The organism is Ketobacter sp. GenoA1, from assembly GCF_003671475.1.
Lineage (GTDB): Bacteria > Pseudomonadota > Gammaproteobacteria > Pseudomonadales > Ketobacteraceae > Ketobacter.
Map to the genome: position 1 here is coordinate 484752 of NZ_RCHM01000045.1, position 11892 is coordinate 496643.

The 11892-nt window shown below is 55.0% G+C and carries 11 protein-coding genes; 6 read left to right on the top strand and 5 right to left on the bottom strand.

The window, feature by feature from the left end:
- Nucleotides 1-240: 240 nt before the first annotated feature.
- Nucleotides 241-1842 (top strand): phosphopantetheine-binding protein, encoded by a 1602-nt coding sequence (locus D9N13_RS22630; RefSeq protein ID WP_290594250.1) that lies wholly within the window; start codon nt 241-243, stop codon nt 1840-1842.
- A 73-nt stretch (nt 1843-1915) separates the two neighbouring features.
- On the opposite strand, the gene D9N13_RS22635 is transcribed toward D9N13_RS22630, so the two are convergent.
- On the bottom strand, nt 1916-2683 hold the full coding sequence (locus D9N13_RS22635) for a TetR/AcrR family transcriptional regulator (RefSeq protein WP_290594251.1): 768 nt from the start codon (nt 2681-2683) through the stop codon (nt 1916-1918).
- 138 nt (nt 2684-2821) lie between these two features.
- Nucleotides 2822-3730 (bottom strand): cation diffusion facilitator family transporter, encoded by a 909-nt coding sequence (locus D9N13_RS22640; RefSeq protein WP_290594252.1) that lies wholly within the window; start codon nt 3728-3730, stop codon nt 2822-2824.
- Between the two features lie 151 nt (nt 3731-3881).
- Here D9N13_RS22640 and D9N13_RS22645 point away from each other — a divergent pair, with 151 nt between their 5' ends.
- Nucleotides 3882-5843, top strand: coding sequence for an ATP-dependent helicase (locus tag D9N13_RS22645; RefSeq protein WP_290594253.1), 1962 nt, complete (start codon nt 3882-3884; stop codon nt 5841-5843).
- Between the two features lie 218 nt (nt 5844-6061).
- Here D9N13_RS22645 and D9N13_RS22650 read toward each other — a convergent pair whose 3' ends face one another.
- Nucleotides 6062-6478, bottom strand: coding sequence for a hypothetical protein (locus D9N13_RS22650; protein WP_290594254.1), 417 nt, complete (start codon nt 6476-6478; stop codon nt 6062-6064).
- A gap of 152 nt (nt 6479-6630) precedes the next feature.
- Here D9N13_RS22650 and D9N13_RS22655 point away from each other — a divergent pair, with 152 nt between their 5' ends.
- Nucleotides 6631-7731, top strand: coding sequence for a choice-of-anchor H family protein (locus tag D9N13_RS22655; protein ID WP_290594255.1), 1101 nt, complete (start codon nt 6631-6633; stop codon nt 7729-7731).
- 55 nt (nt 7732-7786) lie between these two features.
- Here the strand turns inward: D9N13_RS22655 and D9N13_RS22660 are convergent, their stop codons facing one another.
- Entirely contained in the window at nt 7787-7939 is a 153-nt protein-coding gene (locus D9N13_RS22660) for a hypothetical protein (protein ID WP_290594256.1), read from the bottom strand.
- A gap of 356 nt (nt 7940-8295) precedes the next feature.
- On the opposite strand from D9N13_RS22660, the gene rsuA reads away from it, so the two are divergent.
- Both rsuA and D9N13_RS22670 read left to right on the top strand, forming a co-directional pair.
- Nucleotides 8296-8991 carry a 16S rRNA pseudouridine(516) synthase RsuA gene (gene rsuA / locus D9N13_RS22665; protein WP_290594257.1) on the top strand — a complete coding sequence of 232 codons (696 nt, stop codon included), beginning with the start codon at nt 8296-8298 and terminating at the stop codon, nt 8989-8991.
- On the top strand, nt 8988-10025 hold the full coding sequence (locus D9N13_RS22670) for a class I SAM-dependent methyltransferase (protein WP_290594258.1): 1038 nt from the start codon (nt 8988-8990) through the stop codon (nt 10023-10025). The genes rsuA and D9N13_RS22670 overlap by 4 nt, the downstream gene beginning before the upstream one ends.
- Here the strand turns inward: D9N13_RS22670 and D9N13_RS22675 are convergent.
- Nucleotides 10009-10815 (bottom strand): spermidine synthase, encoded by an 807-nt coding sequence (locus tag D9N13_RS22675; RefSeq protein WP_290594259.1) that lies wholly within the window; start codon nt 10813-10815, stop codon nt 10009-10011. The genes D9N13_RS22670 and D9N13_RS22675 overlap by 17 nt on opposite strands.
- Before the next feature lie 94 nt (nt 10816-10909).
- Here D9N13_RS22675 and D9N13_RS22680 point away from each other — a divergent pair, with 94 nt between their 5' ends.
- A complete protein-coding gene (locus D9N13_RS22680; RefSeq protein WP_290594260.1) occupies nt 10910-11890 on the top strand; it encodes an NAD(P)H-dependent flavin oxidoreductase in 981 nt (326 codons plus the stop codon).
- The last annotated feature ends 2 nt before the right edge of the window (nt 11891-11892 follow it).

Genomic DNA, 11892 nt, shown 5'->3' on the forward strand with positions numbered 1-11892 from the left:
ATCAGATGGGCAACTAATTCACATTGGTTACACCAATTGGGTTCCATTACAAAAAAATACGCAAGTTTCTGCTCAAGAAGGGCCATATATTACAATCTTGGGCCAAACTGGTATGACGTATAATGCTGGCTTTTCCCAGGCGAACATTCTCATGTCGGTAACGGCCAATCCCAGAGGCCACCGCAGTATGATCGTTAACAAGAAGAATTATAAAAATTGACGACAATGAAAGGTACGACCATGACCTCCAACAACGCCCTGTCTCAATTCGCCGACCTCAGTCCGGAACAACGACAGCTGTTGTTTGAAAAAATCCGTCAGAAGAAGCTCAACAGCGCGCGGCGTCCGGTGTCATCCTCCACGCCCGGACAAACCGACCCGTTGCAACTGTCACCCCATCAGCAATGCCTGCTGTCGCGGATCGACGGCCGTTCCCAGAGCCGCCTGGTAGAACTGGTGTTTACCGGTGCCCTGTCGGTCACCGATCTGCAGGACAAAATGCAGCAATTGCAGGCCACCTACCCCATGCTCAGCGCGCGTTTTAATCCGGATAGCAATCGCTTTACAGCCGGCGATGGCGTCAGCATCGAATCCGTGCAGCTTGGCAATATCAGCCTTGCGGATGCCCGCGACCAGATAGAGGAAATTCGCTCCCAGCTGCAACGCCGCAATAGTGAACACCAGGCACTGATCCTGATGCTGGTGCAGCAGGGCTCCGCATCCCATCTGTTTTTAGCCTGCCACCCGCTGTTACTGGACGGCTATTCCCTGCTGCGCCTGGGTAATCAACTGCTGGCCATGCTGTTCACCCCCATTGACCAGATTGAACTGCCCGCCCAGTGTACACAGGAGGGCTTCGCCAACTGGTCGAGCCAGGTATTGGATAAGCCGTTCCTCACCAAGGAGTGGACCCGCCTGGCCCCCAAAGCACTGCAGGAGCTGGAAAGCACCGCGCTGTGTTATGACGGTCACACGCATACCGAGCAACTGGATACCGAGTTTCTGGAGGCCCACCTGCCCAGCGGGCAAAGTGCCAAGCAGTGGCTGTGTGATGCCATCAACCGCTGCCTGCATAACTGGCTTGCTCACCAGGACATTACCTACTGGTTCTCGGATCCCAGCCTGAAAGACAGCGCTTTTGAAAATCTGCTGGGCTTTTTTCCCTATTACGTGCCCATGCAGGCGCAGAAATTTGAAGGCCAGGTATTCAACGCCGCCAATCAGTTCGCCAACCTGCATACCCGTTTCTCACCCGTGTCTGAACAGCTGGCGCATCACCTGTGTCAGTCCGGGGCCCCCGTGCCCCTGGTGCACTATCACTGGTTTGATGTGGATGGTGCAGAGGCACCGGATCTGGACGTACTGGCAGTGCGCCACTGCAATGCCGGCTTGATGCTGGCGCCGTTTGAGATTCATATTATTGAGCAGGTACAGCGAATCGACCTGAGCATCCATTACGATGCCGCCAGAATGGGCCGTGATCAGATACAATTCCTGGTACGGGATCTGCTGGCCCTGTTGAAACAGGATCACCAGAGCGACCAGGCACAACGCCCCAGCCTGTCAGATCAATTGCGCAACATCTGGAAAGACCTACTGCAGGTGACGGAAATCGCCCCCCAGAAAAGCTTTTTCGAGTTGGGGGGCCACAGCCTGCAAGTGACTGAAATGAAGTTCCGCATCAAGCAACAGTTGAAGCTGGATATCCCCATATCGGTATTGTATGAATTACCCACCATTGAAAAACTGAGCAGCTTTATCCTGGCTACCCATGGCAACAGCCTGGGTTGGGTACCCGAAGGACAGACACAAAATGACGAGGAAGAAGAAGGCACGCTCTAACCAAGCGCTGCCTTCCTTCATCAGCCATCGGCTGAGGCTGTCATTGTGGTGCTGCCATTGTGCGCTGGCAGGCTTAGGGGATCGGAGCCACGGTCAGGGCCGGGTCGGGTTCAGTGGCCGTTTCGGGCGCCATCTGGATGTAGTGAGAAAATTGCGACCAGAACACCATATCAAAACTGCCATAGTCCGGATTCTCGCACCCTAATCCCCGCGCCACATGAAAGACGTACACCATCATCATCTCCACATCCTGTTCAAAGCGCACGTCCCCCAGCGGTGTGTTATCCATGAGATCAATGGTGGACATACCGGAGATAGTGGACATAAAACAGTGTACGATCTGAAAACGCAGGTGATGGGGATTTTTTTCCGGCTGTAGCTGGCTCATCAGGCTCATGATGCGACCCACCGGTTCGTGCAGGTAACGATTGTAGAGCACTTTCAGCTCGGCATCGGCTTCCAGCATCAGGCGGGCACTCAGTTTCACCGCATAACGGCCGTATTCCGGCGTGCAGTTCAGCACCCAAAACGGCAGCTGTATTGCCATGGCGATGTCTTCGGCCGTTAATTTGCCGGCGGCGGCACGCTCGTCCAGGCTATCGGTGACCTGATCGAAGATGGGCCGCAGTTGAGCATTAAGCTTCTCCATCACGGCCTCAATAATGCCCATTTTACTGCCGAAATGGTAATGCACTGCAGAGGAGTTCCGGGTGCCCGCCGCGCTGTTGATGTTGCGCATGGAAACACCGCTGAAGCCCTGTTCAGCGAACATTTTGATGGCAACCAGAATCAGCTTTTCACGGGTATCCGCTTTGTGCTCTGCTCGTTTATCTGCGATCACGCGACTTCATCCTTATTTTTATAGGTGGGCAGCAGCCCGGCTCAGCGCTTGCGGCCAAGCACCAAAGTATAACGGTTTCACCGGCCGATTGGTAAACCCCTTGGCCTGTACCCCATGACAGGTCAGCTGCAGGGGCGCCTAATCCCGACAGTCAGGCTCGAAAAAAAGCCAGCGCACACCGGCAAACTGTTTCCGGAATTCCGCTTCCAACCCGTTAATGGCCTCCACCAGCCCCTGCTGCGATCCCGTTTCCACCATCTGCGCTTTCACTGCCACCATCAGATCATTGCCCATCTGCATGGTAAGCAGGTTGAACAGTTTGTCGATCTCGGGGCGCTGTTCCAACCAGGTTTGCATCTGTTGCCGGTGCAGGGGATCTGCACTCTGCCCGATCAGCAGCGACCGCACCTCATTGCCGATGAGAATGGCGATTAAAAGCAGCAACACGCCGATCACCAGCGTACCAATAGCGTCATAGACGGGGTTGCCGGTGATCAGCGCCACCAGAATCGCCACCAGCGCAAACACCAGCCCCGCCAGTGCCGCCAGGTCCTCACCGAACACCACCAGCAGCTCGCTTTGCCGGCTCTCCCGGAACCAGCGCCAGTAAGAGCGTCCGCCACGCACCTTGTTCACTTCCCGCAGGCAGCCCCACATGGAAATGCCTTCCGCCAGGATGGCGAACAGCAACACTCCGATGGCCACCAGCGGATAGGTCAGGGGTTCCGGATGACTGAGCTTGTGCCAGCCCTCGTACAATGAGAACAGCCCACCCAGGCTGAACAGGATGATCGCCACGATAAACGACCAGAAGTAAATGGACTTGCCATAGCCCAGTGGATAATCCTCACTGGGCGGGATCTTGGCCCGTTTCAGCCCCAGAATCAGCAGGCTCTGGTTACCCGCATCGGCGAATGAATGGATGGACTCCGCCAGCATGGCGCCGGAACCGGTCACCAGGGCCGCAGCCAGCTTGGCCAAGGCGATCGCGGTGTTGGCACACAGGGCAAACAGAATACTTTTAAGGGAATCGGCTCCGTGAGACATGCAAGATCCTTTTCTGATGGAGGAATTTCTAATGAACGAACTAAACGGCTAAAACCGGATCAGGCGGGCCAGCTTACCTGTCGGCCTGCATTATACCCAGCCCACCCGCCTTGGCCACTGCTATCCTAAAACCCTGTGATATGATCCCCCCATGAAACTGAATCCCGAACAAAGCGCTGCCGCCCATTATCAAGGCTCCGCCCGCCATCTGCTGGTGCTGGCCGGTGCCGGCACCGGTAAAACCCGCACCATCATTGGCCGCATCCTGTTTCTGATCCAACAAGGCGCCCCCGCCGAGCGCCTGTTAATGCTCACCTTTACCCGCCGCGCCGCCAAGGAGATGCTGCTGCGTCTGCACAATGAAGTGGGTAACGTGGCTGACAGCATCACCGCCGGCACCTTCCATCACTTTTGCCTGCAGGTAATGCGCCGGGTACCCAAACCCTTTGGCGTCGAGGAACGTACCGTAATCGACCGGGACGATGCCCAGAGCCTGTTGCAGCTGATTCGCGGCGAACGTCTGAAAAAAGGTGAAAAGCGGGATTTCCCCAAAGCCGCCACCATCCTCAACTATCTCTCTTACGCCAAGAACTGTTGCCTGGACCTGCAGGATTACCTGCTGCAGTTCACCGAACTGGACGACAACACCATGGCCCGGCTCATAGAGATCGCCCAACACTATGAGCAGCGTAAACGGGAACGCCACTACCTGGATTACGATGATATCCTGCATTTATTTGTGCAGGGCATTGAAAACAATGACAAGCTGCGCGAGCGCATCGCCGGACTCTACCAACACGTGCTGGTGGATGAAATGCAGGACACCAACCCCCTGCAATGGCGTATCCTGCAGGCCCTCACCCAACCCGGAACAGCGGGCGCCAAACTGTTTTGCGTGGGCGACGACGCGCAGTCCATCTACGCGTTCCGGGGTGCCGATTTCCGCAATGTGCACGAATTCGAAGCCCGCCTTGATAGCGCCGCCACCCTGAAACTGCAGGAGAATTACCGCAGCACCCAGGAGATTCTGGACATTGCCAACTGGCTGCTGGCGCAATCCCACATTGCCTACGACAAGGATCTGCACGCCCATCGCGGCCGCGGCCTGAAACCCGTGCTGGTGGATTTTGAAAGCAAGTTTGACGAAGCGGCCTGGATCGCCGCTGATCTGCAGGAGCGTCATGAAGCCGGTGCCGGCTGGCGTGACCACATGGTGCTGGTGCGCTCAGCCTGGTCAGCGAAAACACTGGAGGGGGCCCTCATTGAGCGCAATATTCCCTACCAGTTTGTCGGTGGCACCAGCCTGCTGGAAGCCGCTCATGTAAAGGATCTATTGTCCCTGTGCCGCGCCGCCATCAGCGCCTATGACGAGCTGGCATGGATGCGTTATCTGAAGTGCTGGCCCCGCATCGGTGATGCCACCGCCGCCAGGATCGTACAGCAACTGATTGCGCTGGAACCCGCCGCCAACCCGCTGCAGGTGCTGGAGTCCGCACTGGCCAAACGGGAAGACGTGCGCCAGGGCATCGCCCTGATACAGCAATATCGCTCTGAGCCGAATACTGCGCTGAAGGTCGGTGCTGAACACCTGGGCAAAGCGCTTTCCCAGCGTTACGATCGCTGGGAAAGCCGGTTGGCAGACCTGCGTTTGCTGTCTGAACTGGCACTGCGCTACAAGGATCTGCTGGGCTTTGTGGAGGCCTATACTCTGGATCCGGTGTCCAACTCCGAGGCGGAAAAAACCGAGCAGGAGGACTGCGTTACCCTGATCACGGTGCACAGTGCCAAGGGTACCGAAGCCCCGGTGTGCTACTGCCTGGGGGTACAGCCTGGTATGTACCCGCACATGCGCAGCCTGGGTGACCGTGACGCCGAAGAGGAGGAACGCCGCATTCTGTATGTGGCGCTGACCCGAGCCCAGAACGAACTGATCATCACCCGTTCCGGCGACGACAACCGCACCCTGTTCCACGGTGGCTCCTTTGTGCAGGGTGTCGGCAGCAGTTATTTTCTGGAGTACCTGCCATCGGAGCTGGTGGAATACCAGCATTATGGTTACCACCAGGGTCACGGCGGCGGCTCCATACTGGATGAGCTGCTGGATTTCGATTAGAGCGGCCTTTGCGCAAGGTAGCAGGCGGCACCCATCTGGTTGCCATTGCCCAGGATCAGCAAAGCTGTTCGCTCTCCGATGCCCCGAATGTTCAACACTGAATGTGAATTAGCCTGATGTGACTGAGTACAGCGCCTACACAGAAAGAGGGGGGAACTGATATTCCCCCCTCTTTCTGTGGTCTCCTGTTAAAGCGTCTACTTAAATTAGGCGTCTACTTAAAATCGAACCCGTTTCTTGTACTCGTACTCGTATTCATATCCGCTGCGCTCGTACCCCCGGCTCCCGTGTCGCCGGTGATCGCGATCATGGTGTTTATAATGCCCTTTGTGTTTACCGGGGTGGCCACCGTATTGCGGCGGGTTGTGAATCACATAGTGCTCCACCCGCTGTGGTGCCCGCCGGTGTCCATGGTGATGGGAACGGTCACGATAGCGCTGCTCATAGCGATACTCGCGGTCATAACGATCGTGATCCCGATGATGCTTGACCGCCACTGCAGCCACGGTTCCCACCGCCAAGCCCACCAATACCGCGGCTTCGTCATCGCTTAAGGCATAGGCCTGATTGGCACTGAAGGTGGAGGCCGCTACCAGCAACGCGGCTGCCGGGATGATGCTCTTTTTATACCACATAAGGAAATCTCCTTTGTTTGAACGTATCACCCATGCTAATGCCCGTTAACTGAATCCAACCTGAATCGAACACAAGTGGTGGTTCAGGATAAATTCAGCCGCTCCGGGTTGTAATCAAAGCCAAGAGTGAAGAGCAATAACGGAGCGATAACATGTACAAGATGGCGTTTGTAATAGTGACCCTGCTGCTGGTGATACTGGCCAGCAACCCACAGGCCCAGGCGGCAACCTTAACCGCCACGGATTCAGGCAACAGTACAGGCAGTAAAATCAGTGGCAGCATCATCAGCAACCCGGAGAAAACCCAAACCATGGGTGTTGCGCGGGGGCTGTCGCTGGAAACCACCAGCAACCGCTACAGCGAAAGCGGCGTACGCGTGTACGATGTCTGGTTCAATATGGTTGCGGATACCGATGGCGATGGCTACTACCACCAGTTCGAAGTGAATTTTGATATCGACAGCGAGCTTTACCGCCAGGATATTTATGTGGTGGGTGAGTTGGCGGGAGCCAGCCGCCAGATTCTGTTTCAAACGGAAACCTATACGTTAAGTGGTGACAGTGGCGACGACACCTACCAGGCCCGGGTTCTGCTCACCGAAGGTTATCCCAGCCAGGCCTATGAGCTGATCCTTAATATTTATTCCGCGGAAACCGACAGCTTGCTGCTGCAGTACGATGGCGACAACGATTCACGATTGAGCTCACTGTTTCTCGAAGACAACACCCAAGAAGAGGCCGGCTATGATCAGGTCACACTGTATGAACTTGGGTTTGAACTGAGCGCAGACCAGGATGGCGACGGCTTCTATACCCAGTTGGAGGTGGAACTGGATGCCGATGCGCCGGGGCAGGAGCGCAATGTCTATGTGCGCCTCAGCCTGATTGACGGCTATGGCCGGTGGAACAACATCTCCACCAGTAACCTGTTCCGCCTTTACGACTACAGCAGCAACGATCGCTACACGACCCGCGTGGTGCTCGACTACGGTTTCGATCCCGCCACCTATCAACTGGGGGTTGAAATTTTTGATGCAGAAACGGAGAACCTTCTACTCAGCAGCACGGCACCCTCTACCACGCCACTGACCATGGAAAGCACTGACTGGGATAATGACTGGGACAACGACTATAGCGTTACCGTGGAAGAGGAATATCGGGTGTCCGGCAGTGGTGGCAGCAGCAGCCTGTTTCTGTTGTTTCTGCTTGGCCTGTTTCTTCTGGCGGCACACAGGAATAAAAGCAATAAATAATCGAGCGCCACAGGTTTCAGACTGCACACTGAAATCTGTGGCTTTCCCCGGTCTTTCAAAGGTCGGCACGACCAATAAAATCTTGTGACTCGAGCGCGACGGCGCTGTCGGCGCGAACCAATCCGGGAACAAACAGCAGCAGTACTGACAACAACGCGATGGTCAATGCGGTAGAGCCCAACCAATCCAAAAATTTTACGTTGTTCATAAAACCCCTCCTTGCTGATGCACCCAACGTCCTGATCGGTGTGTCTGTGATTTAGTACTGATCAGTTTAATGGGGGATTGTGAACCTGCAAACGAAAACTCGCGTGGCAGTTTTCCACAAAAGCTGACGTTAACTTTACCTTTGCCACGCAATAGCCCTGATCCATCAGGGATTTTTCTCAGCTGATAAATTACTCATATAGCCGATTCAGAAAGATCATGTAACGAATCAGTCTAAATGACGTACAATTCTCCCCTCATCTCCATAACAACCTAGACGAAGTAGCTCAATAACTGACACACTATATCCCAATGGATTTCTTATTCTCGTCACAAAACCTTCATGACAACACCTTCATGCGACTTGACAAATATCTGAGCAATTATTCCGGCTTGTCCCGCAAGGAAGCCAAGCTGGCGATCAAACAGGGCGATGTACTGGTGGACAGCCATGCTGCCCGTGATCCGCAGCAAGACGTCAACCCGCAACAGGATATCCGGTTGGGCGGTCTGCCTATTGCTCCAAGGGGGCCACGCTATTTTATGTTGAACAAACCGCTCGGCTGCGTTTGCGCCAACAGCGACCCACAGCATCCCACTGTAATCGGGTTGTTCAATGAAGAAGACGATGTTACCCAGTTGCACGTGGCTGGGCGCCTGGATATGGATACCACCGGCCTGGTTCTGGTCACCGATGATGGTCAATGGAGCCATCGTATCACCGCCCCCAAACATAAAATGCCCAAGCGTTATCAGGTGACACTGCAACACCCCATCTCGGCACAGGCTGAAGCGCAATTTGCTGACGGCATTTTATTGCGCAATGAACACAAACGAACCCGCCCGGCACAACTGCATATTACCGATGAACACCACGTTGAACTGGTCATTTATGAAGGCAGGTATCATCAGGTAAAACGTATGTTCGCGGCCATCGGTAACCATGTGCTGGCACTGCACCGTTGTGCTATCGGCTCACTTCAGTTGGACCCGCAACTGGCTGCCGGAGCGTATCGCCCCCTTACCACGGAAGAGATTGAACAATTGTCATGACGGATCCCGCACTGGACTTTATCTGTGATGCCCTGGCGGAAAGCTCCGGCCAACGCCTGCTGGTGGCCGACGAACACCTGGACAGTTCACTTCTGCTGTCCCTGAAAACCCTGCCGGATCTGAGCTTGCTCACCAATCGCTACGATGTATACCGGTCCGCACAGGACAACAATATTCCTTGTATTTTCAATGATATGGATATCAGCGCGTGCAACACTCGGTTTGATGTCATTGCCTACCGGGTGTCCAAGGAAAAAGCCGTGGTGCACCACATTATCAATCAGGCCCCGGCCTCGTTAAACGCCAAGGGCTCACTGCTGCTATGCGGCTTTAAGAACGAAGGCATCAAAACCTACATCAGCAAAGTGGAGCAGTACCTGGGTTGCAAGGCTGAGGTGAGCAAAGGCGAACGCCAGTTGAAGCTGGCGCAATTCAGGGTGACGGAGTTAGGTGAACCCCTGGATGACCGTGAGTACCGGCAACTGACCTGCATCGGCGAGCAACGCAACCTTGCCCTGTTCAGCAAACCCGGGCAATACGGCTGGAACAAGATTGACAAGGGCAGTGAACTGCTGGTGAATGCGTTTGCTGATCACGTCAATATTGCCGGGGCCCCCGCCACCTTGCTGGATCTGGGTTGCGGCTACGGCTACCTGTCTGTCATGGCCTGGGCCCTGGGCGCCGGACAGATCATGGCCACCGACAACAACGCCGCCGCCATCGCCAGTTGCCGTCACAATTTCGAAATCCATGGCATCCAGGGCGAGGTCAGTGCAGACGATTGCGCCTGTGACCTTCATCACCAGTACGACGTGGTGTTATGCAATCCGCCGTTTCACAAGGGCTTCGATACGGAACCGGATTTAACGGAAAAATTTCTGCGCAGTGCACGCCATCATTTGAAAAACAATGGCGTTGCGTTTGTGGTGGTCAATCAATTTATACCGGTGGAAGCCATCGCCCCTTCCTATTTCAAAAGTATTGAAACGGTTTATCGCGACAAAAGCTTTAAAGTATTCAAGCTATCTTCTTGACTGCATACCGCAGGCGGCAGGACTTGCGTTCAGGGTTCAGCCCCGGTTGCAGTTTCAAGGCCTGACGCAACATGCGGGTTTCGGTTGGTATACGCAAAAAACCCACCACGGCGTTGTGGCAGGTGGGTGTTGCAAACTGATACACCGAGGCAAAGGATTCCTGCACAAACGCTGCGGAAAAATAAGCACTCTCGCGCCACTCCCGATAATTCACAAAGTTCATCACCAGGGCGCCGTCATCCGTCAGGTGCTCCATCAGCAGATCAAACCAGCTGGCATCGGCGCTGATGGCACGTTGCGGCTCACCGTCCACTTCAAAGTACAGATCATCAATGATCAGATCAAAAGGCGCCCCCTGGTAGTCAATGATCCAGTCGATGGCGTTGGCCTGTATCAGTTCCAGATTGTCATAATCAAGATCAAAATAGCGCTGCGCCAATTCAATATGCAGGCCACTCAGCTCAACCCCCACCAGCTGTTCCGGCCGCACAAACTGATTCAGCATATGAATAACCGCACCACCCCCCACACCCAAAACCAGCACCCGCCGGATTGCCTGTGGCGAATAGAACTGGCTGGGTAAGAACAACAGATCCCACACGCTGCCGGTGACGCCGCAATGGGCAGGGTTGTACTGGCTGTGGAAAACCCCATCGGTATACAGCCGCCGGGTGCGGCCGGCACTGCGCACCTGATACTGACGCCCCTGGTGGTACTGCTCAAACAGAACGGCCATGACTGCCTGCTGTTGACATAAATCCTCACGAAAAAACACGGCGGAAACCGCCATTGTAGCGTTTCCCGCTTTCCCGCGCTGAGCTTTTACATGTTATTCTTTTGCCTTCAATAAATTGAACATTAATTTGAGAGTAAAGGTGTAATCCATGCCGATTCCAAGCAGCTTTGAAGGCAGATTGAAGTTACCGGTAGTGGCCGCCCCCATGTTTTTGGTGTCCGGCCCCAGAATGTTGATTGAGAACTGTAAGAACGGCGTGGTCGGTACCCTGCCTGCGCTGAATCAGCGCAGCAGCGAGGGCTTTGAAGAATGGCTGCTGCAGATTGAGCGGGAACTTTCGGAGTTTGAACAACAAACCGGTAACAGGGCCGCGCCCTATGGCATTAACCTGATTGTGCACAAGACCAACCCCAGGGTACAGGCGGATCTGGAAATCTGCGCAAAACACAAAGTGCCCCTGGTGATCACTTCTCTGGGTGCGGTGAAAGAACTGGTGGACACCGTGCACAGCTACGGCGGCGTGGTCTTCCATGACGTCACCAATCGCCGCCATGCGGAAAAAGCCGCTGAAGCCGGTGTCGATGGCTTGATTGCCGTGTGTGGTGGCGCCGGCGGCCACGCGGGTACCACCAATCCGTTTGCGCTGGTGCAGGAAATCCGCAGTTTTTTTGATAAAACCCTGTTATTGGCAGGTTGTATTAACAGTGGTTCCGATGTGGCGGCCGCACTGCAGATGGGAGCGGATCTGGCCTATATGGGTACCCGCTTCATCAATACTGTGGAAAGTGAGGCGGTGCCTGAATACAAACAGATGATCAATGACTGCGGCAGCAAGGACATAGTACACACCCCCGCCGTGTCCGGTATTCCTGCCAGTTTTATGCGGCCCAGCATGGAAGCCAACGGCTACGCAATGGATAAGCTGGGGCAGCCCGGCGAGGTGGATTACGGCACCAAACTGAAACCCGTCAGCGACGAAGCCAAGGCCTGGAAAACTGTTTGGTCCGCCGGCCAGGGTTGTGCCGGGATCCATGATGTGGTGCCGGTGGCGGAATTGATCGGCCGCATGAGCGACGAATTCCGCAACGCCATTCAGACCCAGGCCAAGGCACTGGAAATCTACCGATAATA

Excerpts from the sequence above, each read along its gene's own strand:
- D9N13_RS22630 (WP_290594250.1), top strand. The coding sequence starts at position 241 with ATGACCTCCAACAACGCCCTGTCTCAATTCGCCGACCTCAGTCCGGAA.
- D9N13_RS22645 (WP_290594253.1), top strand. The coding sequence starts at position 3,882 with ATGAAACTGAATCCCGAACAAAGCGCTGCCGCCCATTATCAAGGCTCC.
- D9N13_RS22680 (WP_290594260.1), top strand. The coding sequence starts at position 10,910 with ATGCCGATTCCAAGCAGCTTTGAAGGCAGATTGAAGTTACCGGTAGTG.
- D9N13_RS22655 (WP_290594255.1), top strand. The coding sequence starts at position 6,631 with ATGTACAAGATGGCGTTTGTAATAGTGACCCTGCTGCTGGTGATACTG.
- D9N13_RS22675 (WP_290594259.1), bottom strand. The coding sequence starts at position 10,815 with ATGGCGGTTTCCGCCGTGTTTTTTCGTGAGGATTTATGTCAACAGCAG.
- D9N13_RS22660 (WP_290594256.1), bottom strand. The coding sequence starts at position 7,939 with ATGAACAACGTAAAATTTTTGGATTGGTTGGGCTCTACCGCATTGACC.
- D9N13_RS22670 (WP_290594258.1), top strand. The coding sequence starts at position 8,988 with ATGACGGATCCCGCACTGGACTTTATCTGTGATGCCCTGGCGGAAAGC.
- rsuA (WP_290594257.1), top strand. The coding sequence starts at position 8,296 with ATGCGACTTGACAAATATCTGAGCAATTATTCCGGCTTGTCCCGCAAG.
- D9N13_RS22650 (WP_290594254.1), bottom strand. The coding sequence starts at position 6,478 with ATGTGGTATAAAAAGAGCATCATCCCGGCAGCCGCGTTGCTGGTAGCG.
- D9N13_RS22640 (WP_290594252.1), bottom strand. The coding sequence starts at position 3,730 with ATGTCTCACGGAGCCGATTCCCTTAAAAGTATTCTGTTTGCCCTGTGT.